Annotated in this window: 22 protein-coding genes and 1 tRNA gene; 17 read left to right on the forward strand and 6 right to left on the reverse strand. The window is 64.7% G+C overall.

What is annotated here, in order from left to right:
- The 9 genes from AC1ROT_RS17960 to AC1ROT_RS18000 all read left to right on the forward strand — a co-directional run bounded on the left by AC1ROT_RS17960 (window position 1) and on the right by AC1ROT_RS18000 (window position 8,171).
- The gene (locus AC1ROT_RS17960; RefSeq protein ID WP_493000634.1) at window positions 1–1,080 is read left to right on the forward strand and encodes a maleylacetate reductase; all 1,080 of its coding nucleotides are present in this window, start codon (window positions 1–3) and stop codon (window positions 1,078–1,080) included.
- Entirely contained in the window at window positions 1,080–1,964 is an 885-nt protein-coding gene (locus tag AC1ROT_RS17965) for an intradiol ring-cleavage dioxygenase (RefSeq protein WP_493000636.1), read from the forward strand. The genes AC1ROT_RS17960 and AC1ROT_RS17965 overlap by 1 nt, the downstream gene beginning before the upstream one ends.
- Before the next feature lie 59 nt (window positions 1,965–2,023).
- On the forward strand, window positions 2,024–3,001 hold the full coding sequence (locus AC1ROT_RS17970; protein ID WP_493000638.1) for a Bug family tripartite tricarboxylate transporter substrate binding protein: 978 nt from the start codon (window positions 2,024–2,026) through the stop codon (window positions 2,999–3,001).
- A gap of 13 nt (window positions 3,002–3,014) precedes the next feature.
- Complete coding sequence (locus tag AC1ROT_RS17975; RefSeq protein ID WP_493000640.1) at window positions 3,015–3,473, forward strand: tripartite tricarboxylate transporter TctB family protein; 459 nt, start codon at window positions 3,015–3,017, stop codon at window positions 3,471–3,473.
- 1 nt (window position 3,474) lies between these two features.
- On the forward strand, window positions 3,475–4,983 hold the full coding sequence (locus AC1ROT_RS17980; protein ID WP_493000642.1) for a tripartite tricarboxylate transporter permease: 1,509 nt from the start codon (window positions 3,475–3,477) through the stop codon (window positions 4,981–4,983).
- Between the two features lie 27 nt (window positions 4,984–5,010).
- Window positions 5,011–5,568: an NADPH-dependent FMN reductase gene (locus AC1ROT_RS17985; protein ID WP_493000644.1), complete on the forward strand. Its 558-nt coding sequence runs from the start codon at window positions 5,011–5,013 to the stop codon at window positions 5,566–5,568.
- 105 nt (window positions 5,569–5,673) lie between these two features.
- On the forward strand, window positions 5,674–6,486 hold the full coding sequence (locus AC1ROT_RS17990) for a CoA transferase subunit A (protein ID WP_493000646.1): 813 nt from the start codon (window positions 5,674–5,676) through the stop codon (window positions 6,484–6,486).
- A 3-nt stretch (window positions 6,487–6,489) separates the two neighbouring features.
- Window positions 6,490–7,227 (forward strand): CoA-transferase, encoded by a 738-nt coding sequence (locus tag AC1ROT_RS17995; protein ID WP_493000648.1) that lies wholly within the window; start codon window positions 6,490–6,492, stop codon window positions 7,225–7,227.
- A 20-nt stretch (window positions 7,228–7,247) separates the two neighbouring features.
- On the forward strand, window positions 7,248–8,171 hold the full coding sequence (locus AC1ROT_RS18000; protein ID WP_493000650.1) for a 3-hydroxyacyl-CoA dehydrogenase NAD-binding domain-containing protein: 924 nt from the start codon (window positions 7,248–7,250) through the stop codon (window positions 8,169–8,171).
- A gap of 5 nt (window positions 8,172–8,176) precedes the next feature.
- On the opposite strand, the gene AC1ROT_RS18005 is transcribed toward AC1ROT_RS18000, so the two are convergent.
- The 4 genes from AC1ROT_RS18005 to AC1ROT_RS18020 form a co-directional block, all read right to left on the reverse strand.
- Window positions 8,177–9,175 (reverse strand): NAD(P)-dependent oxidoreductase, encoded by a 999-nt coding sequence (locus AC1ROT_RS18005; protein WP_493000651.1) that lies wholly within the window; start codon window positions 9,173–9,175, stop codon window positions 8,177–8,179.
- An 11-nt stretch (window positions 9,176–9,186) separates the two neighbouring features.
- Entirely contained in the window at window positions 9,187–10,248 is a 1,062-nt protein-coding gene (locus tag AC1ROT_RS18010; RefSeq protein WP_492971171.1) for a LacI family DNA-binding transcriptional regulator, read from the reverse strand.
- Window positions 10,249–10,252: 4 nt separating this feature from the next.
- Window positions 10,253–12,136: a TRAP transporter large permease gene (locus AC1ROT_RS18015; RefSeq protein ID WP_493000653.1), complete on the reverse strand. Its 1,884-nt coding sequence runs from the start codon at window positions 12,134–12,136 to the stop codon at window positions 10,253–10,255.
- A 67-nt stretch (window positions 12,137–12,203) separates the two neighbouring features.
- Window positions 12,204–13,229, reverse strand: a complete 1,026-nt coding sequence (locus AC1ROT_RS18020) for a TRAP transporter substrate-binding protein (protein WP_493000655.1) — start codon at window positions 13,227–13,229, stop codon at window positions 12,204–12,206.
- Window positions 13,230–13,503: 274 nt separating this feature from the next.
- On the opposite strand from AC1ROT_RS18020, the gene AC1ROT_RS18025 reads away from it, so the two are divergent.
- The 7 genes from AC1ROT_RS18025 to AC1ROT_RS18055 all read left to right on the forward strand — a co-directional run bounded on the left by AC1ROT_RS18025 (window position 13,504) and on the right by AC1ROT_RS18055 (window position 18,993).
- The gene (locus AC1ROT_RS18025; protein ID WP_493000657.1) at window positions 13,504–13,980 is read left to right on the forward strand and encodes a (2Fe-2S)-binding protein; all 477 of its coding nucleotides are present in this window, start codon (window positions 13,504–13,506) and stop codon (window positions 13,978–13,980) included.
- Between the two features lie 17 nt (window positions 13,981–13,997).
- Window positions 13,998–16,187 carry a xanthine dehydrogenase family protein molybdopterin-binding subunit gene (locus AC1ROT_RS18030; protein WP_493000659.1) on the forward strand — a complete coding sequence of 730 codons (2,190 nt, stop codon included), beginning with the start codon at window positions 13,998–14,000 and terminating at the stop codon, window positions 16,185–16,187.
- A 14-nt stretch (window positions 16,188–16,201) separates the two neighbouring features.
- Window positions 16,202–16,651, forward strand: a complete 450-nt coding sequence (soxX, locus tag AC1ROT_RS18035) for a sulfur oxidation c-type cytochrome SoxX (protein ID WP_493000661.1) — start codon at window positions 16,202–16,204, stop codon at window positions 16,649–16,651.
- Between the two features lie 3 nt (window positions 16,652–16,654).
- Window positions 16,655–17,110: a SoxY-related AACIE arm protein gene (locus AC1ROT_RS18040; protein ID WP_492971165.1), complete on the forward strand. Its 456-nt coding sequence runs from the start codon at window positions 16,655–16,657 to the stop codon at window positions 17,108–17,110.
- Window positions 17,111–17,115: 5 nt separating this feature from the next.
- On the forward strand, window positions 17,116–17,436 hold the full coding sequence (soxZ, locus tag AC1ROT_RS18045) for a thiosulfate oxidation carrier complex protein SoxZ (RefSeq protein WP_493000663.1): 321 nt from the start codon (window positions 17,116–17,118) through the stop codon (window positions 17,434–17,436).
- Between the two features lie 10 nt (window positions 17,437–17,446).
- A complete protein-coding gene (gene soxA / locus AC1ROT_RS18050; protein ID WP_493000665.1) occupies window positions 17,447–18,220 on the forward strand; it encodes a sulfur oxidation c-type cytochrome SoxA in 774 nt (257 codons plus the stop codon).
- Between the two features lie 89 nt (window positions 18,221–18,309).
- Window positions 18,310–18,993, forward strand: coding sequence for a hypothetical protein (locus AC1ROT_RS18055; RefSeq protein WP_492971162.1), 684 nt, complete (start codon window positions 18,310–18,312; stop codon window positions 18,991–18,993).
- A 60-nt stretch (window positions 18,994–19,053) separates the two neighbouring features.
- On the opposite strand, the gene AC1ROT_RS18060 is transcribed toward AC1ROT_RS18055, so the two are convergent.
- A tRNA-Val gene (locus AC1ROT_RS18060) sits at window positions 19,054–19,128 on the reverse strand.
- A 104-nt stretch (window positions 19,129–19,232) separates the two neighbouring features.
- Window positions 19,233–20,114 (reverse strand): LysR family transcriptional regulator, encoded by an 882-nt coding sequence (locus tag AC1ROT_RS18065; RefSeq protein ID WP_493000667.1) that lies wholly within the window; start codon window positions 20,112–20,114, stop codon window positions 19,233–19,235.
- 135 nt (window positions 20,115–20,249) lie between these two features.
- On the opposite strand from AC1ROT_RS18065, the gene AC1ROT_RS18070 reads away from it, so the two are divergent.
- Window positions 20,250–21,239 carry a Bug family tripartite tricarboxylate transporter substrate binding protein gene (locus tag AC1ROT_RS18070; RefSeq protein ID WP_493000669.1) on the forward strand — a complete coding sequence of 330 codons (990 nt, stop codon included), beginning with the start codon at window positions 20,250–20,252 and terminating at the stop codon, window positions 21,237–21,239.
- The last annotated feature ends 1 nt before the right edge of the window (window position 21,240 follow it).

Consider the following 21,240-nt stretch of genomic DNA (forward strand, 5'->3'; position numbering starts at 1 on the left):
ATGTCGATGCTCAATCCCGGCAGCTTCGTCTACAGCAGCCTGCCGTCGAAGGTGATCTTCGGCCGGGGCACGCTGTCGCAGCTTGGCGCCGAGCTGGCGCGGATCGGGGCCTCGCGTGCGCTGCTGCTGTCGACGCCGGGGCGCGGCGGGTTGGCCGACCAGGCCGAAACGGCTGCCGACGGCCGGGTCGCCGGCCGCTTTGCCGGCGCGCGCATGCATACGCCGGTCGAAGTCACCGAACAGGCGCTGGTCGTGCTGCAAAATATGAAGGCCGATGCGCTGGTCTCGGTCGGCGGCGGTTCGACGACCGGTCTGGGCAAGGCACTCGCCTTACGCACCGGTCTGCCCCAGGTCACCGTGCCGACCACCTATGCCGGCTCGGAGATGACGCCGACCGTGGGCGAGACCAAGGACGGCCTGAAGACCGTTCAGCGGAAAGAGTCGATCCGGCCCGGCGCGGTGATCTACGACGTCGATCTGACGTCTGGACTGCCGGTTAATGTCTCTGTCACCAGCGGCATGAATGCCATCGCCCATGCGGCCGAGGCGCTGTATGCCAAAGACGCCAATCCGGTGACCAGCCTGATGGCGGAAGAGGGTATTCGCGCCCTGGCCGCCGCGCTGCCGGCCATCCAGGCCGATCCGCAGAATATGGATGCCCGCGCTGCCGCGCTTTATGGCGCCTGGCTCTGCGGCGTCTGCCTTGGCACGGTGGGCATGGCGCTGCATCACAAGCTCTGCCATGTGCTGGGTGGCAGCTTCGACCTGCCGCATGCCGAAACCCATACCGTGATCCTGCCTTATGCCCTGGCCTACAACGCGCCGGCGGTGCCCGAGGCGATGCAGCGCATCGCCCGTGCGCTGGATACCGACAACGCGTCGCTTGGCCTGTGGCGACTGGCGCGCAGCCTGAACGCCCCGGCCTCGCTGGCCGCCATCGGCATGCCAGCCGATGGCATCGAACGGGCCGCCGATATCGCCCTGCAGAATCCCTACTGGAATCCCCGCCCGCTGGACCGCGCGCCGCTGCTCTCGCTGCTGCGCCGGGCCCATGCCGGCGAAGCCCCGGAGTTGCCGTGATGAGTGAAGCCTCCCCGACCCGCCAGTTCGATGAATCCTCCATTACCAGTGCCGTGCTGGAGAAGGTGGGGCAGGGGGCCGATCCGCGCACGCGGCAGATCAGCCAGGCGCTGGTGCGGCATCTGCACGCCTTCCTGCGCGAGGTCGAGCCGACCCAGGAAGAATGGTTCGAGGGCATCAAGTTCCTCACCCGCACCGGCCATATGTGCGACCAGCATCGCCAGGAATTTATCCTGCTGTCCGATACGCTGGGTGCGTCGATGCTGGTGGATGCCATCAACCACCGCCGCGACCGCGGCGCCACGCTGTCCACCGTGCTCGGGCCGTTCTATGTCGACGAGCCACCGCAGTATCCGTTGGGCGCCGATGTCGGCGGCCGCATGAAAGGCCAGCCGCTCTATGTCGAGGGCAGCGTCAGCAGCGCTGACGGCAAACCGCTGGCCGGTGCCACCGTCGATATCTGGCATGCCGACGAAGCCGGTTTCTACGACGTGCAGCAACTTCAGAATCCAGACGACCTCAATGGCCGTGCGCGCTTCCTCACCGATGAGCAGGGCCATTTCCATTTCTGGACCGTCAAGCCGTCATCTTATCCGATCCCTGATGATGGTCCGGTCGGCGACATGCTGCGCGTCCAGGGGCGGCATCCGTATCGCCCGGCCCATGTGCATTTCATGATCGAGGCGCCCGGCTACAGCAAGCTGGTCACCCATGTCTTCGAACAGGGCGACAGTTATCTCGACAGCGATGTGGTCTTCGGCGTCAAGGACGCCCTGGTCGCACCGTATGAGCAGCGTCCGGCCGGCGAGACGGTGGCCGGACGCAAACTGGATACGCCTTATGCGCGGCTGCACTACGACTTCCGGCTGGCCGCTCGCGAGTAAGTTTCAGCACTGACCCACAAAGAGAGCCGGCACAGGGCCGGCCGATAGAGGAGGAACCCATGAAGAAGACGACATTCACCGCCCTGGCGGTTGCCCTCACCGCGACCTTTGCCGCTCTGCCGGTTCTGGCGCAGGACTGGCCGTCACGGCCGATCCGCATGGTGGTCGGCTTCGGCGCCGGCGGCGGCACCGATATCATCGCCCGCATCATTGCTCAGCCGCTGTCGGAAATTCTCGGCCAGCCGGTGGTGGTGGAAAACAAGCCGGGCGCCGGCGGCACCATCGGTGCGGACTTTGTCGCCAAATCGCCGAAGGACGGTTCGGCGATCTTCATGATGAACAATGGTCATGCGGTTTCGGCCAGCCTCTACAAATCGCTGCCCTATGACTCGCACAAGTCGTTTGCGCCGGTTTCGCTGGTGGCCACCATGCCGCTGATCATTGTGGCGGGCAACGACGTGGCCGCAACCGACGGCAAGACCCTGATTGAACTGATCAAGGCGCAGCCGGGCAAGATTCGCTTCGCCAGCGTCGGCGTCGGCAGCACCCAGCATTTCGCCGGCCTGGTCTTCCGCAATATGAGCGGCGGCGAAATCCGCCACATTCCCTATCGCGGCACGCCGGCCGCCATCGCCGCCGTGCGCAGCAACGAAGTCGAGCTGTTGGTGGAAGTGGCAGCCCCGGTGATCGGTCAGATCAAGGGCGGCGAGCTGAAGGCGCTGGCGGTCACGTCGGCCAAGCGTTTCCCGGCGCTGCCCAACACGCCCACCGTGGCTGAAGCCGGTTTGCGCGGTTACGACGTCACCACCTGGTATGGTCTGGCTTTCCCGGCCGGCACGCCGGATGCCATCATCACCAAGATGAACGCCGCCGTGACCACGGCGCTGGGCAAGCCCGAGGTGCGCAAGCAGGTGGAAGATGCCTACTTCCTGCCCGAGACCAGCACGCCGGCCGCCTTCAACACCCATCTCGGCGCCGAGATCCAGCGCTGGGCGAAGGTGATGCAGGATGACGGCATCCAGCAGCAACAGCAGTGAACGGGAGCCGGCAGTGACCAGCCTGCCTGCCGCCAGGGACTTCCGCGCCGGCGTGTTTTCCACACTCGCCGGCGCTCTGGTGCTTGTTCTGACCTGGCGATATCCGAGCGGCGATCTCTCGGATATCGGCCCGGGGCTCATGCTGCAACTGACCGGTGGCCTGTTGCTGCTGCTCGGCATTCTGATGGCGCTCCGTGCTTTGTTCCGTGCTCCCGTCACTGCAGTCTCGGCCGGCGGTTTCACACCGCGCGCTTTCGTCATCCCGGCAGCCATGGCGATGTTCGCCCTGCTGCTGTCCTGGCTCGGCCTGGCGCTGACGGCGGCTGTAACCACTTTCATTGCCGGTCTCGCCTCGCGTGACCTGTCGCTGAAGGAGCGTGTCACGGCTGCTGTCGTGCTCGCCGTTTTCGTGACATTGCTGTTCGGCTACGGCCTGCGTCTGCAGGTGCCGATCTGGCCGGAGTTCCGCTGACATGATGCAATCGCTGGAGCATTTCGCCACGGGCCTCGGCATTGCGTTACAGCCGGGCAACCTGCTGTTCTGCTTTCTCGGTGCGTTATGCGGGACGCTGATCGGTGTGCTGCCGGGCATCGGACCGGTTGCCACCATCGCCATGCTGTTGCCGGTCACCTTCTATCTCTCGCCGGTCGCGGCCCTCATCATGCTGGCCGGCATCTATTACGGCTCGCAATATGGCGGTTCCACCACCTCGATCCTGATGAAGGTGCCGGGCGAGACGGCCTCCGTGGTCACCTGTCTCGATGGTTACCAGATGGCGGTGCGCGGCCGCGCCGGTTCGGCGCTGGCGATTGCAGCGCTCGGCTCGTTCTTTGCTGGCATCGTCGGCACCATGCTGAACGTGCTGTTCGGCCCGGAATTCGCCAAACTGGCGCTGGCTTTTGGCTCGGCCGAGTATTTCGGCCTGATGCTGCTCGGCCTGTCGATCTCGATTGCGATGTCGCATGGTTCGATGCTGGGCGCCATCGCCATGGTCGGCCTGGGCGTCGTGCTGGGCACGGTGGGGCGTGACGTCAATACGGGCTATGCCCGCCTGACCTTCGATATCCCCGAGCTGTCCGATGGCATCGGCTTTGTGCCGCTGGCGGTTGGACTGTTCGGCATCGCCGAAGTGATGCGCAATCTCGACGGCACCCAGACACTGGGCGGCATGGTGAAGAAGGTTGGCCGCCTGTGGCCTTCGCGCGAGGAGGCCCGGCGCGCGGTCCCAGCCGTGCTGCGCGGCACCGTCCTCGGCACCATCCTGGGCGTATTGCCCGGTGGCGGCGCGATCCTCGCTTCCTTCAGTTCTTATGGGTTGGAAAAGCGCCTGTCGCGCCATCCGGAAGAATTCGGCCATGGTGCCGTGGAGGGCCTGGCCGGCCCTGAATCGGCAAACAATGCCGCGGCTCAGGCGTCTTTCATTCCGCTGCTCACGCTCGGCATTCCGCCGAATGCCGTACTGGCGCTGCTGGTTGGCGGCATGATGATCCACGGCATCGCGCCGGGCCCGACGGTGATGACCGAGCGGCCGGATCTGTTCTGGGGCCTGATCGCCAGCATGCTGCTTGGCAATATCATGCTGGTGATCATCAACCTGCCGCTGGTCGGTATCTGGATTCAGTTCCTGAAGGTGCCGTATCGCCTGATGTTCCCGGCGATCTTCCTGTTCTGCTGCATCGGCGTCTATGGCGTGAATGGCAGCGCCTTCGAGGTCTGGCTGGCGGTCGGCTTTGGCCTGCTCGGCTATCTGCTGTCCAAGCTCGACCTTGAGCCGGCGCCGCTGGTACTGGGTTTCGTGCTCGGGCCGCTGATCGAGGAGCATCTGCGTCGCGCCATGGCGCTGTCCGATGGCGATGCCAGCGTCTTTGTCACCCGGCCGCTGGCCGCCACGCTGATCGTACTGGCTTTGCTGGTGCCCTGTCTGGTACTGCTGCCGCAGCTCGGCAAGCGCCGCAGCGAAATCTTCCAGGCGGAACAATAACCGCCTTCAGAAACGAAAGGGTTTCCCATGACTGCACCGATCCGCGTCGCCGCCCTGTGCGGCAGTCTCCGCAAGGCTTCCTACAACGCCGCGGCGTTGCGCGTCGCCATCGCGGAAGCGCCGGCCGGCATGACCATCACGCCGGCCGAGATTGGCGACCTGCCGCTGTACAATGACGACATCAAGCAGCAGGGCTTCCCGGCGCCGGTGCAGCGCCTGGGCAAGGCGCTGGGCGAGGCCGATGCCATCCTGATCGTCACCCCGGAATACAATTTCTCGATCCCCGGCGTGCTGAAGAACGCCATCGACTGGGTCTCGCGCTTGCAGCCCCAGCCGTTCGACGGCAAGCCGGTCGCCATCATGGGCGCCGCCATGGGGCCGCTGGGCACCGGCCGCGCGCAGTATGACCTGCGCAAGATGATGGTGTTCCTGAACGCCTTCCCGGTGAATAAGCCGGAAGTCTTTATCGGCATGGCGCAGACCAAGTTCGATGCCGAAGGCAAGCTGACCGACCAGCCGACCCGTGAATTCATCCAGAAGCTGATGGTCGCGCTGGAAGCCTGGACCAACAAGCTGCGCGGCTGAACCCACGATGCTGCGCTGCCATATGAGGCGGCGCAGCACCGTCCCCGATAGACGACACGCCCTGTTGCCCCTAAATAGAACGGGAGGAAGCAACAGGAGGGCGCCATGACCGGTCTCGACCAGCTTGCCGCGATGATCTCCGATGGCGCCAAGATCGCCGTGCCGCCGGATTATTCCGGTGTCGCCATGGAGATGACCCGCGCCATGATCCGCCGCGGTATCCGCGGCCTGCATGTGGTCTGTGTGCCGGTCTCAGGCCTGCAGACCGAGATGCTGATCGGCGCCGGCTGCGTGGCCACGGTGGAAACCTCGGCTATCACGCTCGGCGAATACGGCACGGCGCACCGCTTCCAGGCCGGCCTGAAGGCAAAGCAGTTCCGCATGATGGATGCCACCTGTCCGGCCATCCATGCCGCCATCCAGGCCGCCGGCAAGGGGCTGCCCTTCATGCCGTTGCGTGGCCTGCTCGGTACGGACCTGCTGGCCAACCGGCCCGACTGGCAGGTGATCGACAATCCGTTCAATACCGAACAAGACCCAATCGTGCTGCTGCCGGCAATCCGGCCGGATTTTGCCGTCTTCCACGCGCCCTATGCCGACCGCAACGGCAATGTTTTCATCGGCCGCCGCCGCGAGCTGGTGGCGATGGCGCATGCCTCCGCCCAGGCGCTGGTGACGGTGGAGGAAATCCGTGATGTCGATCTGCTGGCCACCGAAGAAAGCGCCGCCGGTACGCTGACGGCAGCTTACATTGGTGGCATCGCCCAGGCGCCGCGCGGCGCATGGCCGCTCAAGCTCTGGGATATCTACGATTACGACGAGGCACATCTGAAACAATATGGCGAACTGGCGCGCACGGAGGAGGGTTTCCGGCGCTATCTCGATCTCTTCGTGCATGATCGGCGGGCAGCCGAGTAAGCCATGTCCTTCAGCCGCCAGGAATTGCTGATCCACACCATCGCACGGCTGCTGCAGGGCTGTCGCATTGTCGCCACTGGCGCCTCCTCGCCGATCCCCGGTGCCGGCGCGCTGCTGGCGCGGGCGCAGTCTAGTGGTCGGCTGCGCGTGAATATCCTGGGCAGCGTGCGCAATGATTTCTTCTGCAACGGCGGCGTTGAGCTGTTCGATATCGCAGCCCAGGGTCGGCTGGATGCTTTCTTCCTTGGCGGCGGGCAAATTGATGGCCAGGCCAATATCAATCTCGTCGGTGCCGGCGGCGAATATCCGCAGACCGACGCGCGCTGGCCGGGCTCCTTCGGTTCGGGCTATCTCTATTACCTGGTGCCACGCGTCATCCTGTTCCGTGAGGAGCATTCGCGCCGCGTGCTGGTGCAAAAAGTGGATTTCATTTCCTCGGCCGGTCCGAAGAATGACGGTACGTATCGGCCCGGCGGCCCCATCGGCCTGCTGACCAACCTGTGCTGGTTCGCCTTCGACAAGAGCAGGCTGCGGTTCCGGCTGGACAGCGTGCATCCGGGCCACAGTGTGGAAGAGGTGCGCGACAATACCGGCTTCGATTTCGATTGCCCGGACACCGTGCCGCAGACCCCGGCGCCGGATGCCGATGTATTGGCGCTGATGCGGACACGTATTGCCGCAGAGATCGCCGAGACCTACCCGCGCTTTGCCGCGCAGGTTTTTCCGCCGGCCGCCGCTTAATATTCAAAGGGTCAAGACCCATGACGCAGATCGATCTGCCTGTGCAGCGCGTGGCCATCGTTGGCGGCGGCCTGATCGGCGTGAGCTGGGCGGCGCTGTTCACGGCCGGTGGCATCGATGTGACGGTCTGGGATCCCGACGAAACCGCGCTCGCTGCTTTCCGTCCTCGCATGCTGGTGGCGCGCAGGCAGCTCGCCCAGCTTGGCCTGCGCGGTCGCGGTAAGGTGAAGCTGTTGCGCCGCCTGTCAGCCGCGGTGAAGGGCGCCGACCTGGTGCAGGAGAATGCGCCGGAAAAGATCGATTTGAAGCGTCGGCTCTATGCCGATATTTTCGCGGCAGCGCCCGACACGATCATTGCCAGCAGCACCTCGTCTTTTGCCTGGTCCGATCTGACCGAAGGCGTGGCGAAAGCTGCGCAGGTGGTGGTGGCGCATCCCTTCAATCCGCCGCATCTGGTACCGCTGGTGGAAATCTTCGGCAGCGACGATGCCGTGGTGCGCCGCGTGATCGCCTTTTACACCGCGATGGGCAAGGTGCCGGTGCGCATGAAGAAGGAAGCGCCCGGCCATATCGCCAACCGGCTGGCCTCGGCGCTGTATCGCGAAGCGGTCAATATCGTCGCCGAGGGCATCGCCGATGTCGAAGATGTCGACAGGGCGCTGGTGGAAGGGCCGGGCCTGCGCTGGTCGATCCAGGGCGCGCATATGACCTATCACCTGGGTGGCGGCGACGGCGGCATCCGCCATTATCTCGACCATCTCGGTCCCAGCCAGGAAAAGCGCTGGGCCTCGCTGGGCAATCCATCGCTCACACCTGCGGTGAAGGAGGCCATCGTGCGCGGCGTGGAAGCCGAAGCGAATGGTCGCTCGATTGCAGAGTTGAGCGCCGAACGCGATATGGCGCTGCTGCAGACTCTGAAACTGCGGGCTAAGCGCCGAAGCTGAGTGGATTACGCGATGGTGACGCCGAGGCGAACCAGCCGCCGTGCTGCCGTAGCATTGACGGCGCCCGGCGGCAACTGACCGGCGGCCAGCGCCGCTACCTGTTTCACGGTGTCGAAGGCCTGATGCGACACCGCTTCGGGCGTCAGGCCGCCGATATGCGGCGTGGCGATCACATCACTGCGCCGGGCCAGCAGGGGTGACGGCATCTGGTCCGGTGCGCGGCCGACATCTAGCGCCGCGCCAGCCAGATGGCCGCTATCCAGCGCTTGCACCAGGGCAGCTTCATCCACCAGGTCGCCGCGCGACAGGTTGATGAAATAGCTGCCCGGCTGCATGGCGGCGAAGGCCCCCGCATCCATCAGCTTTTCGGTCTGCGCATTGGCCGGTGCCAGGCAGATCACGAATTTCGCAGCATTCAGCAGATGGGGCATGGCCACCTGTTCCACGTAAGGCTCGGTGATCTGCGCAAACGGATCGCAGGCCAGAACCGTCATGCCCAAGGCATGGGCCAGTGCGGCCGTGCGCCGGCCGATGACGCCATAACCGATGATGCCGACGCTGGCGCGCGACAGCTGGATGCCCATGCGGATGGCGGGCGGCTGTCCGGTCTGGTAGGCGTGCACGGCGGCACTGACGCCACGCGACAGGTCGACCATGAAGCCGACCGCCAGTTCGGCCACCGCGTCGATGAAGCCGGCGGTGGCCTGGGTGACCAGCACGCCGGCCTTGCTGGCCGCCGCCAAGTCAATCGTGCGGATATCGATGGCGCAGCGCAGGAAAGCGACCAGGTTGGGCAGGGATTCGAAGACGGCGGCTTCGCCCGGCGTCTGGCGGTCGGATACTATCACATCGCAGTCATGGGCTGCCGCGATCAGCGCTGCCGTGTCGAGCGGCGTCGCGCCCTTGTGCAGTCGCACCTCGCCATGGGTGAGCAGGCCGGCCAGGGCATCTTCGCCATAATAGTTCTGGAAAGCATCGGGCGTGTGGGTGAGCAGGATACGCATGACGGGTCGGATCACCGGGACGGCTTGACGCTGGCGCGCCGTTTGGCTGGCGCGGCAACGGAATCGCGGAGCAGCAGGGAGGAGGCAAATCGAAATTCGCCCGGTGCGGTATCGGGCTGCTTGAGACGCAGCATGATGCGGTCGACCATGGTCTGGGCCAGTTCCGGCAGCGGCAGGCAGACGGTGGTCAGGGGCGGTGCCGTATAGGCGCCGAGTGGAATGCCGTCCATGCCGATCACCGACATGTCGCCTGGCAGTGAGAAGCCCAGATCCCGCAGGCCGGCCATCAGTCCGATGGCCATCATGTCGTTGATGGCGACGGCAGCCGTCGGTTTATCGGGGTGCCCGGCCAGCGGTGCGGCCAGGCTCTGGCCCAGTTCGGCCATTTCCTCATCGGCGTAATGCGACGCTGTGCTGCCGGCGATGATCACGCCCTGTATGCCGGCTTCTTTCGCGGCATGGAGAAAGCCCTCGCGTTTTTCAGCACGGCTGAAGGTCCAGCCCGAGGGTGTGAGGAAGGCGATGGTGCGGTGGCCCTCGGCCACCAGATGCTGTACGGCGAGGCTGGCGCCAGCCACGTTGTCGGCCGAGACATAATCCAGGATCGGCTGGCGGTCGCGACGGGCATGGCTGTCATAGCTCACCGTGACCAAGCCACGCGCCACCGGCTCCTCGAAATGGGCTTCGTCGGCCAGCGAGGAGATGACGATGGCGCCGCGTACGCCCTGCGACCACAGGTCGTCGAGGAAAGCGCGTTCCTGGTCCGGCTGGCGATAGGTGTTGGCGACGATGACGCGATAGCCGTAGCGCTCGCGCGACACCCGCTCAATCTCGCGGGCCAGCAGGCCGTAAGACGGATTGCCCATTGAGGGTACCAGCAGGCCGAGCAGCTGGGTCTCGCCGGTCTTAAGCTGGCGCGCGGTGCGGTTGGGGCGGAAACCGAGTTCGGCCACCGCCTGCTGCACGCGGTCGAGCGTTTCCTTGCTCATGCGCTCGACACGGCCGTTCAGCACATTCGACACCGTCGATGTGGAAACCCCGGCCAGTCTGGCAACATCGCTGATAGTGGACATGGGATCAGTTCATGCCGAATTTTGCAGGAAGCCAGAGCGAGAAGGTTGGAAACAGCACCAGTATAATTAGCCCCAAGGCCAGGATGGCAAGGTATTTTGCCATCGGACGCGCCACATCCTCAACCCGGGTGCCGGTCATCGCGCAGGTGGCGAACAGCCCCAGGCCGACGGGAGGGGCGAAGAGCCCAAAGCCCATGGCGATGACCATCACGGTGCCGAAATGCAGGGGACTGACGCCAAGCTGGGCGGCGATGGGGGTGAGCAGCGGGCCGAAGATGATCAGCGCCGGCGCGCCTTCCAGCACAGCGCCGAAGAAGATCATCACCACGGTGGCGAGCAGAACGAACATGACGCTGCCGTATTTGTGACCGAACTCGATCATGGTCTGCGAGATCAGGGTGGGAATCTGTTCGATGGTCAGCGCATAGGCAAAGCCCGAAGCGGCGGCGACAATGAACAGGATGCCGCCGGCCATGGCTGCTGACTGCACGAACAGCTTTATGGTTATGCGCGTGGTCAGCTCGCGGAAGGCCAGGCCGCCGACGACCAGGGCATAGACCACAGCGAAGGCGGAAATCTCGGTCGAGGTCGCCAGACCGGCCATGACGCCGCGGCCGATCATCAGGATCATGATGAGGGCCACCAGGGAGCCAACGATCAGTTGCGCCATCGAGCGGTCGCTGGCTTTCAGATACTGCGGATCGACCTTGCTGCCAAACCAGATGGCGACGGCTGCCAGCAACAGGGCGAGGAAGGCCGCCGGCACCAGGCCGGCCACGAACAGGCCGCCGACTGACACATTGGCGACGAAGGCGAAGATGATCATGTTGACGCAGGGCGGAATGGTTTCCGCCATCACGGCCGTGCATGCGAGCAGGCCCGCGGTTTCATTGGGATCCTGCCGGCTGCGCCGCACCGCCGGCATGATGATGCCGCCGACGGCGGCGATATCGGCCAGCTTGGAGCCGGAGATGCCGGAGAAAACCGCGGTGGCGACGATGGTGATCAGGTTGATGCCGCCGCGCATGCGACCCATCATGCGCAACAGCAGCTCGATCAGGCGCGAGGACATGCCGTTCGCTTCCATCGCCAGTCCGGCCAGCACGAAGAAGGGAATCGCCAGCAGCACGAAATGATCGGCGCCGGCCGACACCTGCTGCGAATAGATCACCATCGGCAGGGAGGGATCGGCGAGGAAATACGCCAGGGATGCGAAGGCCAGGGCAAAGGCAATCGGCACACCGATCACCACGCTGCCGATGAAGCCGACCAGCAGCAGAACCAGCGGCGAAGGTGCCGAGGCCCAGGCCAGCGTGTGCCAGAGCCAGAGACCGGCGCCCAAGATGATCGCAACGGCCAGGGTGCCGAAGGCCAGGGCACGCGACGCCTCGAAGGCATTGGCCAGCGCGAAGACCACCATGCACAGGCTGCCGACCAGCACCGGATAGATATAGATGCCATGCGGCAGGCCCAGCGGCGTGGTCTGGCCAGCGCTTTCCTCGATCAGGGAATAGGTCGTGGCCAGCAGGGCGAGCGCCACGCCGACGACAACCCAGCGGCCGAACTGCACCAGGGCCGCCTGCCAGTGCAGCGGGAAGGCGGCGCGGAAAACGTCGATGCCGGCATGGTGGCTGCGACCGAGCGCCGTGGCGGCGCCGAAGAAGACCAGCAGCACCATCAGGGCACGGGCTACTTCCTCGGCCCAGTCGACGGGGTCATGCAGGAAATAGCGATAGATCACCGAGGCGAAGACCACCAGCACGTCGACCGCCAGGGCCAGGCCGGCGGCGTGTTCAATCACGCTCAGGCCGTGGCGCAGCACGCCGCCCATGCGGCCGTAGCGGGCATACAGGAGGGGAGCATCGGGAAGCGGCGCACTGCTGTTCATGACAATACTTTCCTTGTCGGCTCCGGTCCGCCTTGCAGGGCGTGACCGGAGCCTAGGTCCAGGATGTTTAGCCGCGCGCCTTGGCGATGGCGTCGAACACCGGCTTGGTCGCCGGATACTGGGTCATGAACTGCGCATACAGTGTATCCGAGATCGGTTTGGAGATCGCGGCGCGGTCAGCGGCCGGGAAGGGCGTAAAGGTGACACCCAGTTTCTCCAGCTCCTTCATCGCTTCGGTTGCCTTGGCATCGGCGATGGCGCGCTCGGCCACGGTGGCGTCGCGGGCGGCTGTCATGAAGGCGGCCTTCATGTCATTCGGCACCTTGGCCAGGCCGCGCTTACCGATGGCGCAGATCATCGGACTGAACAGATGGTCGGTGCGCAGGCAGAATTTGGCCACTTCGTAGAAGCGGTTCGACAGCACGGTGGCCGGATCATGCTCGAAGCCATCGACCACGCCGGTCTGCAGCGCGGTATACAGCTCGTTCACCGGGATCGGCACCGGCACGGCACCCATCAGCTTGAACGTCTCGATGAAGGCCGGCGCCGGCAGCACGCGCAGCTTGACGCTCTTCAGGCCGGCCAGGTTCTCCGCCTTGGTGCGGGTGTAGACGCTGCGGGCGCCGAAATGGAAGCCCCAGCCCAGCACGTTGACGCCCTTGCGCTCATCCAGCATGGCCTCGAAGGTCTTGCCCACGCCGGCATCCAGCGCCTTGGCGCCATGGGCGTAGTTGTCGAACAGGAAACCAAGATCCAGCGCGCCGAGTTCGGGCACGGCGGTGGCCCAGATCGACGAGCCGGTGATCATCATATCGACCGAGCCAATGATGACCTGCTGCACCACATCGGCTTCCTTACCGAGCTGGCCGTTGGGGAAGAAATCCAGCCGGATCTTGTCGCCGACCTTGGCCTTCAGATTCTTCTGGAAGATGTCGAACCAGGCATGATGCGCCGCATTGGGGTCGATCGGCATGCTGGACGAAACGCGGAAGGTGATCGGCGCGCCCTGGGCCAGGATGGCAGGCGCGGGGAACAGGCTGGCGGCGGCGAGGCCGGCGCCAGCGCCGACAAAGTGACGACGCGTGATCGACATAGTTGGTTTCCTTCCCGGTTGGTGGTCTTTTTATGATTTGGTGTATCGATTTACTAAATCGATTTATCTAAATTGCCCCAGACCTGTCAACTGCAATCCAAACGGGATGGCGCGCCGCAGGGTTTGGGTGCAGTGCACACGGGCCGGCCCATGTTTCGCCGCCTATCACAAACATGTGCCTCGGCGCTGCAACCGGTCCCGGTTGTATACTGACGACGCCCTAAAGCCCGAATAGCAGCAGCGCCGCGCCCCGCGGCGGACCAGGAGGACGGCAATGCCCAAGCTCAATGTGAATGGCAAAGTGCGCGAGTTCCGAGCCGAGGAGGATACGCCGCTGCTCTGGGTGATCCGCGAACAGCTCAAGCTGACCGGCACCAAATACGGCTGCGGCGTCGCGCAATGCGGCGCCTGCACGGTGCATGTGGATGGCGAGGCGGTGCGCTCCTGTGCCATGCCGGCTTCCGCCTTCAATGAAAAGCAGAAGATCGTCACCATCGAAGGCCTGTCGCCGAATGGCGGCCATCCGGTGCAGAAGGCCTGGCTTGACCAGGATGTGCCGCAATGCGGCTATTGCCAGGTCGGCATGATCATGGCGGTGGCGGCGCTGCTGAAAAAGACGCCGAAGCCCACCGACGCCGATATCGACAACGAGATCACCAATATCTGCCGCTGCGGCACCTATAACCGCGTGCGCAGCGCCATTCATCAGGCCGCCGGCATGGGCGCCGCCGCGCCGCGCACGCGCAGCTAAGCGGGAGGAGAGCCATCATGACTGCCATGACATCCCTGTCCCGCAAGAAAGTCTCTCGCCGCGGCTTCATCGCCGGATCGGCTGCCGCTGCCGGCGGCCTGACCATCGGCTTCCATATCCCCTTCGATGCACTGGCGCAGCCGAAGGCCGTGCCCGAGATCAATGCCTGGGTGGTGATCAAGCCCGACGATACCGTGGTGATCCGCATCGCCCGTTCCGAGATGGGGCAGGGCACGCTCACCGGCCTGGCCCAGCTCGTGGCCGAGGAACTGGAATGCGACTGGTCGAAGGTGACCACCGAATATCCCACACCTGGCCAGAACCTGGCCCGCAACCGCGCCTGGGGCAATTTCTCCACCGGCGGCAGCCGCGGCATCCGTGAGTCGCATGACTACGTCCGCAAGGGTGGTGCCGCGGCGCGCATGATGCTGGTACAGGCTGCGGCCGAACAGTGGAAAGTGCCCGTGACGGAATGCGTGGCGGAGAAGAGCGTCATCACGCACAAGCCGTCGAACCGCAAAACTTCCTACGGCAAGGTGGCCGATGCGGCGGCGAAGTTGACGCCGCCGACCGATGTGCCGCTCAAGGACCCGAAGGACTGGAAGGTGGTGGGCAAGCCGGTCAAGCGGCTGGATACCGTCGACAAGCTGACCGGAAAGCAGGTCTATGGTGTCGATCTGCAGCTGCCCGGCCTGCTCAATGCGGCGATCAAGGATTGCCCGGTCTTCGGCGGCAAGGTGAAAAGCTTCGATGCCGCCGCGGTGATGAAAAAGCCCGGCGTGAAAAAAGTTGTGCAGGTCGGCGACAGCGCCGTTGCCGTGGTTGCCGATACCTGGTGGCGGGCAAAATCCGCACTCGATGAGTTGCCCATCGTCTGGGATGAAGGCGCGAATGCCAATGTCTCCAGCGCCACCATCGCCGCCACGCTGAAGGAAGGCCTGGATGCGAAGGAGGCGGCGCCCGGCAACAAGGTCGGCGACGTGGAAGCGGCGCTCGCCGGTGCGGCACGCAAGGTCACGGCCACCTACTCCTATCCGTTCCAGAATCACGCCACCATGGAGCCGATGAACGCCACGGCGAAATACACGCCGCAGCGTTGCGAGGTGTGGACGCCGACGCAGAATGGCGAGGCCGCCCTGGCCGCCGCTTCGGAAGCCTCCGGTCTGCCGCCGGCGCAATGCGAAGTCTACAAGCTGCACCTTGGCGGCGGTTTCGGCCGGCGCGGCGCAGTGCATGACTGGGTCCGGCAGGCCGTGGCCATTGCCAAGGAAATGCCCGGCACGCCGGTCAAGCTGATCTGGTCGCGTGAAGAGGACATGACCCATGGCCGCTATCACCCGATCACCCAGTGCAAGATGACGGCGGCGCTGAACGACAAGAATGAAGTGACCGGCCTGCATATGCGCATCTCCGGCCAGTCCATCGTCGCCGGCATCTTCCCGCAGAATATCCGCAACGGGCTCGATCCGGTGGTGTTCCAGGGGCTCAATCCCGGCGGCCCGGAAGCGGCCATCGGCTATACCTTCCCGAACCTGCTGATCGATCACGCCATGCGCAACCCGCATGTGCCGCCGGGCTTCTGGCGCGGGGTGAACCTGAACCAGAACACGATCTATCTGGAAAGCTTCGTCGACGAACTGGCCCATGAGACCAAGACGGATCCGCTGGAATTCCGTCGCAAGCTGATGGTCAATCACCCCAAGCACCTTGCCGTGCTGAACGCGGTGGCAGAGAAGGTCGAATGGTCCAAGCCGGCACCTGCCGGCATCTTCCGTGGCCTGGCCCAGTGCATGGGCTTCGGCTCATATGTGGCGGCCTGTGCCGAAGTGTCGGTGGGCAAGGATGGCAAGATCAAGGTGCACCGCATCGTCGCGGCCACCGATCCGGGTTATGCCGTCAACCCGCAGCAGATCGCGGCCCAGGTGGAAGGCTCCTTCGTCTACGGCCTCACGGCAGCTTTCTATGGTGAGTGCACCGTGGCGAAGGGCCGCATCGAGCAGGAGAATTTCGATACCTACACGATGATGCGCATCGACGAGATGCCGAAGGTGGAGACCGTGATCGTGCCGTCGGGCGGCTTCTGGGGCGGTGTGGGCGAACCCACAATCGCCGTGGCGGCGCCAGCGGTGTTGAACGCGATCTTTGCGGCCACCGGCAAGCGCATCCGCGATTTGCCGTTGAAGAACCACGATCTGAAGTCGGCCTGACGGGCGCGGACTGAGTGGGGCTTCGGCTGGCGATTGCGCTGGGTATGCTGGTGGCGCTTACGGGCGGTTTGGTTCATGCCGAACCGCCAGTCGCCTATACGGTTGCCGGCGATGCGATCCCCGAACCGCTCGCCGGGCGCACCGGCGATGCGGGACGCGGGCGTGGCATCGTGGTCAGCCGGCAGAAGGGGCTTTGCCTGCTCTGCCACAGCGGACCGTTTGCCGAGGAGCGCTTCCAGGGCAATCTTGCGCCCTCGCTGGCTGGCGCCGGTTCGCGCTGGTCGGAAGGACAGTTGCGTTTGCGGATCGTTGATTCACGGCGGGTGAATGCGGAAACCATCATGCCGCCTTATTATCGTATCGATGGTCTCAATCGCGTCGGTGCGGCCTGGCAGAATGCCACGGTGCTGACGGCGCAGGAGATCGAGGATGTGGTGGCGTTTCTGAAGACCTTGCAGGAGTAACGCATGGACGGGCGAGCGGTGACGCGACGGACGGCCTTGATCGGCGGCATGGGCCTGACCGGCCTGCTGGTGCTGCGTCCCGATGCCTTTGCCACACCGGCCGAACTGGCCGGTGCGATTGCCGAATTCACCGGCAATGTTTCGCCGCAGCGCGGGCGCATCAAGCTGGACCTGCCGCCGCTGGTGGAGAACGGCAATTCGGTCTCGGTGACCGTGAAGGCCGACAGCCCGATGACGCCGGACAACCATGTGCGCGCCATCGCCATCTTCACCGAGCAGAATCCGCAACCCAATGTGGCGGTCTTCCGCTTCGGCCCGCGGGCCGGACGGGCATCCGTGACAACCCGCATGCGGCTCGCCACCTCGCAGAAAGTGATTGCCGTGGCGGGATTCAGCGATGGCACATTCTGGTCCGATCAGGTCGAGGTGATCGTGACCCTTGCCGCCTGTGTAGAGTGATCGCCATGGTACGTGCCTTGATCAGTCTGCCCAAGACCGCGAAGAAAGGCGAGATCATCGAGATCAAGACGCTGATCTCGCATGTGATGGAAACCGGCTACCGACCTGGTGCCGATGGCAAGGTGGTGCCGCGCGACATCCTGCGGCGCTTCACCTGCCGCTATGCCGGGGAAGAGGTGTTCAGCGCCGACCTGCATCAGGCGGTCGCCGCCAACCCCTTCATCAGTTTCAGCACGGTCGCAACCCAGAGCGGCGCGCTCAGTTTCACCTGGGACGGCGACAACGGTTTCTCGCAGACCGAAACCGCGGCGATCACGGTCACATGATCGCTGCGACATGATCCGGTCTGTCCTGCTGCTATTGGTCGTCGTGCTGGGCGGCATCGCCATGGCTGCCGATATTCCGCTGGCCGAGCGCCGGTCCGGCTTCGACTTCATGACCCGCGATACCCAGGCGATGCAGCAGGACGACACGCTCAATCCCGCCATGCTCTGGGTGGCGGAAGGCGAAGCGCTGTGGAGCGAAGCGCCGGGAGCTGCGGCCAAATCCTGCGCGGCCTGCCACGGCGATGCCACGGTGACGATGCGCGGTGTCGCCGCGCGCTACCCGGCCTTCGATGAGCGCACACAGAAGCCCGTCGACCTGCAGCAGCGCATCAATGCCTGCCGCCAGACCCATCAGCAGCAGCTGGCCCATGAACCCGAAAGCCGGGCCTTACTGGGCCTCGCCGCCTATATCGGCCAGCAGTCGAAAGGCATGGCCGTCGCGCCGCCCGATGATGCGCGGCTGCAGCCGGCGCGCGCGCGCGGCCAGACGCTGTTCGGCACGCCGATGGGGCAGCTCAGTTTCTCCTGTGCGCAATGTCATGACGACAACTGGGGCAAGCGGCTGGCCGGCAGTCTGATTCCGCAGGCCCATCCGACCGGCTATCCGATCTATCGTCTGGAATGGCAGGCGATGGGGTCGCTGCAGCGCCGGCTGCGCAACTGCATGACCGGCGTGCGTGCCGAGCCGTATCCCTATGGCGCCGACGAACTGGTGGAGCTGGAGCTCTATCTCAACAGCCGCGCGGCCGGCATGCCGATGGAGACGCCGGCGGTGCGGCCGTGATCGCCGAGCATTGACCACGGCGGTGGCGGGCTGATAATCCGGGCTACCCTCGAGGCATAGCCCAGACAATGGACGACAAGATCCACCCCTTGAAACCGACCCTTCATGCAGGGCTGGCGGAGCGTCTGGACAAGGCCCTGCTGTGGCGGGCCGAGAAGGCCCAGGTGAAGATCGAGGATGTCGCCGGTTCCGTCGGCCTCACGCCGGCCGCGCTGTCGGCGAAACGGGCGGGGCGCGATCCGATCCTGTTCCAGGAAGTCGAGGCGCTGGAGGATTACTTCACCAGCATCGGCTTTCCGGGCCTGATGGACGAGGTGCGTACGCCGCATGGATGGTCGGCGCAGCCGCTGCCGATGAGCGTGGCGCGCAACAATCCGATCGCCAGCCGCCTGCTGGATGCTGTGCCCGACATCCGCAATGCTGGCACGTCGCTGCCCGAGCTGCTCGGCGACAGGGGGCTGCTAGCCTATGTGCATATCATGATCAAGGCGGACGATTCGATTCGAACCGTCCATTGCGGCGGCGCAGCGGCGGCTCATTCGGTCAATGTCGACCGCAGCATTCTCGGTCGCGACCTGCGCACGCTCAGCGACCGGGCCTATGGCTATTTCCTGCACAACCATGTGTCGGAACTGCTGCGGCGCGGCCAGCCCGATCTCTGTCGCATCACGTCCCCTACGCTGCACTACTCGCGGCTCGGCATTCCGGCGGGGATAACGCTGGTGTCGTATTCCTTCGATGTCGAGGCGATGGATTCGTTCTCGCTACGCTGACGGCGAAGCATTCGACCCCGATAGCGGTGACAGGAGATGCGGAAAAGCGTTGTGAGAAAATGGTGGGCGGTACTGGGATTGAACCAGTGGCCCCAGCAATGTGAATGCTGTGCTCTACCGCTGAGCTAACCGCCCGCCAGAACGGAGCGTATAAAGAGGCGGCCCGATTGTGTCAAGCGGCCTGTGGTTCCAAGGGCTTAGCCTCGGCTGCAGGCCTGGAAATACCGACCCTGCGGGCCTCACCCCAGACCGGGCACCTGGGCCAAGAGCACCGGCAGCGAGGGATTGGTGTTGCCGCGCCGCCAGGCCAGATGCAGTTCCACGATATGGGCGCCGACATCGATCGGCCGCAGCAGCACGCCCCGGAAGCGCAGATTGGTCGCCGCCTGCGGCACCAGCGCCAGGCCAAGCCCGGCCCGCACCAGGCCGAGGACGGAATGAATCTGGCTGATATACTGCACATATTGCGGGGCGATGCCGGCCGCGGCAAAGATCGCCGCCAGCAGATCGTAGAAATACCGTCCCTCATAGGGTGAGTAGGTGACGAAGGGCTGGCGGTCGAGATCGGCCAGGCTCACGCGCTCGGCTTTGGCCAACGGATGATCGACCGGGACGGCCAGCATCAGCGGCTCACGCACCACGCATTTGGAATTGAGTTCGACGCGGCTGAAGGGTGGGCGGATCAGGCCGATATCGATCCGCCCGCCCGCTAGCGCCTCAAGCTGATCGGCGGAAACCATCTCGCGCAGGATCAGATCGATATCGGGTGCGGCCTTGCGAAAATCGGCGATCATGCGTGGCAGGAAGTCATAGCCCGATACCGCCGTGAAGCCGATGCTGACCGTGCCGGCCTCGCCGCGCGCCGTACGCTTCACCGACAGTGCGGCGGCTTCCGACAGGCCGAGCAGACGGCGGGCTTCCGGCAGGAAGGTGGCGCCAGCCGGCGTCAGCATTACGGAACGGCTGGTGCGGTCGAACAGTTTGACCTCCAGCGCATGTTCCAGCAGCTGGATCTGCCGGCTTAGCGGCGGCTGGGTCAGGTTCAGGCGCTGCGCCGCGCGGCCGAAATGCAGCTCCTCGGCCACGGCAACGAAGCATCTGAGTTGGCTGAGTTCGAACATCGATCCAAAAAAGGTATTGATCCAGTCTGAAATTAACTCATTCAGGCATCGAATGTCCATTACCATGACCGACAGCAGGCGGCGCAGACCGTCCAGCCAACACCATTGGCCAACATGTTCTTGGAGGAACGCCAGATGAAGACCCGCATGATCCGGGCTGTAGCCCTGACGGCTGCTGCCATCGCCGCTTTCATATCCGCGCCATCCATCGCGCAGGCCCAGGACTTCAAGGGGCCAGTGCGCATCATCGTGCCGTTTGCGCCGGGCGGCACGTCGGACATTCTTGCCCGCATGATCGGGCCGAAGCTGTCGGAAGCCATCGGCCAGTCGGTGGTGATCGAGAACAAGCCCGGCGCTGCCGGCAATCTGGGCGCCGAAACGGTCGCCAAGGCCAAGCCCGACGGCCACACCCTGCTGCTGATGGATGTGGGTAACCTCTCCACCGCGCCCAGCCTGTTCCCCGATCTCAACTTCAACATCGAGAAGGATCTCGCCACCGTCGGCATGGTGATGTTCGGCCCCTATGTGCTGGCCGTGCATCCCTCCGTGCCCGCCACCAATCCGAAAGAGCTGATCGCCTATGCCAAGGCCAATCCGGGCAAGCTGGCGGTGGCCAATTCCGGCGTCGGCGCGGTGAACCACATCACGGCTGTGCAAATGGCAAAAGCACTTGGCATTGAATGGAAGAACGTGCCCTACAAGGGCGGTGCCGCCGCCTCGCGCGCCGTGATCAGCGGCGAGAGCAACACCATCATCAATGGCACGACAGCGACCCTGCCATTCGTCGCCAACAAACAGCTGGTCGGCATCGCGGTGACCGGCGAGGAGCGCCTGCCGGCCGCCAAGGACCTGCCGACCTTCAAGGAAGCCGGCTGGCCCGCGCATGACGCCGGCACCTGGCAGGGCCTGATGACCACCGGCGGCACGCCGGCGGCCACCGTCAATCGCCTGAATGCCGAACTGAAGAAGATTCTGGCTCAGCCCGATGTGCAGGCCAAGATCGCCGAACAGGGCGGCGTGGTGAAGGCCGGTTCGCCCGACGACTTCAAGACCTGGCTGGCCAGCAGCGTGAAGACCTGGGGCGGCATCATCAAGGAAGCTGGCATCAAGCCGGCCAACGACTGAC

This window comes from Ferrovibrio sp. GW821-FHT12E11, assembly GCF_058806975.1.

What these genes read in the sequence shown, in the direction of transcription:
- AC1ROT_RS18040 (WP_492971165.1), top strand. Translation starts at nt 16,655, where the DNA reads ATGGACGGGCGAGCGGTGACGCGACGGACGGCCTTGATCGGCGGCATG.
- AC1ROT_RS18025 (WP_493000657.1), top strand. Translation starts at nt 13,504, where the DNA reads ATGCCCAAGCTCAATGTGAATGGCAAAGTGCGCGAGTTCCGAGCCGAG.
- soxZ (WP_493000663.1), top strand. Translation starts at nt 17,116, where the DNA reads ATGGTACGTGCCTTGATCAGTCTGCCCAAGACCGCGAAGAAAGGCGAG.
- AC1ROT_RS17980 (WP_493000642.1), top strand. Translation starts at nt 3,475, where the DNA reads ATGATGCAATCGCTGGAGCATTTCGCCACGGGCCTCGGCATTGCGTTA.
- AC1ROT_RS18000 (WP_493000650.1), top strand. Translation starts at nt 7,248, where the DNA reads ATGACGCAGATCGATCTGCCTGTGCAGCGCGTGGCCATCGTTGGCGGC.
- AC1ROT_RS18070 (WP_493000669.1), top strand. Translation starts at nt 20,250, where the DNA reads ATGAAGACCCGCATGATCCGGGCTGTAGCCCTGACGGCTGCTGCCATC.
- AC1ROT_RS18020 (WP_493000655.1), bottom strand. Translation starts at nt 13,229, where the DNA reads ATGTCGATCACGCGTCGTCACTTTGTCGGCGCTGGCGCCGGCCTCGCC.
- AC1ROT_RS18030 (WP_493000659.1), top strand. Translation starts at nt 13,998, where the DNA reads ATGACTGCCATGACATCCCTGTCCCGCAAGAAAGTCTCTCGCCGCGGC.
- AC1ROT_RS18015 (WP_493000653.1), bottom strand. Translation starts at nt 12,136, where the DNA reads ATGAACAGCAGTGCGCCGCTTCCCGATGCTCCCCTCCTGTATGCCCGC.
- AC1ROT_RS17965 (WP_493000636.1), top strand. Translation starts at nt 1,080, where the DNA reads ATGAGTGAAGCCTCCCCGACCCGCCAGTTCGATGAATCCTCCATTACC.
- AC1ROT_RS17970 (WP_493000638.1), top strand. Translation starts at nt 2,024, where the DNA reads ATGAAGAAGACGACATTCACCGCCCTGGCGGTTGCCCTCACCGCGACC.
- AC1ROT_RS17960 (WP_493000634.1), top strand. Translation starts at nt 1, where the DNA reads ATGTCGATGCTCAATCCCGGCAGCTTCGTCTACAGCAGCCTGCCGTCG.
- AC1ROT_RS17995 (WP_493000648.1), top strand. Translation starts at nt 6,490, where the DNA reads ATGTCCTTCAGCCGCCAGGAATTGCTGATCCACACCATCGCACGGCTG.
- AC1ROT_RS17990 (WP_493000646.1), top strand. Translation starts at nt 5,674, where the DNA reads ATGACCGGTCTCGACCAGCTTGCCGCGATGATCTCCGATGGCGCCAAG.
- soxA (WP_493000665.1), top strand. Translation starts at nt 17,447, where the DNA reads ATGATCCGGTCTGTCCTGCTGCTATTGGTCGTCGTGCTGGGCGGCATC.
- AC1ROT_RS17985 (WP_493000644.1), top strand. Translation starts at nt 5,011, where the DNA reads ATGACTGCACCGATCCGCGTCGCCGCCCTGTGCGGCAGTCTCCGCAAG.
- AC1ROT_RS18010 (WP_492971171.1), bottom strand. Translation starts at nt 10,248, where the DNA reads ATGTCCACTATCAGCGATGTTGCCAGACTGGCCGGGGTTTCCACATCG.
- AC1ROT_RS18005 (WP_493000651.1), bottom strand. Translation starts at nt 9,175, where the DNA reads ATGCGTATCCTGCTCACCCACACGCCCGATGCTTTCCAGAACTATTAT.
- AC1ROT_RS18065 (WP_493000667.1), bottom strand. Translation starts at nt 20,114, where the DNA reads ATGTTCGAACTCAGCCAACTCAGATGCTTCGTTGCCGTGGCCGAGGAG.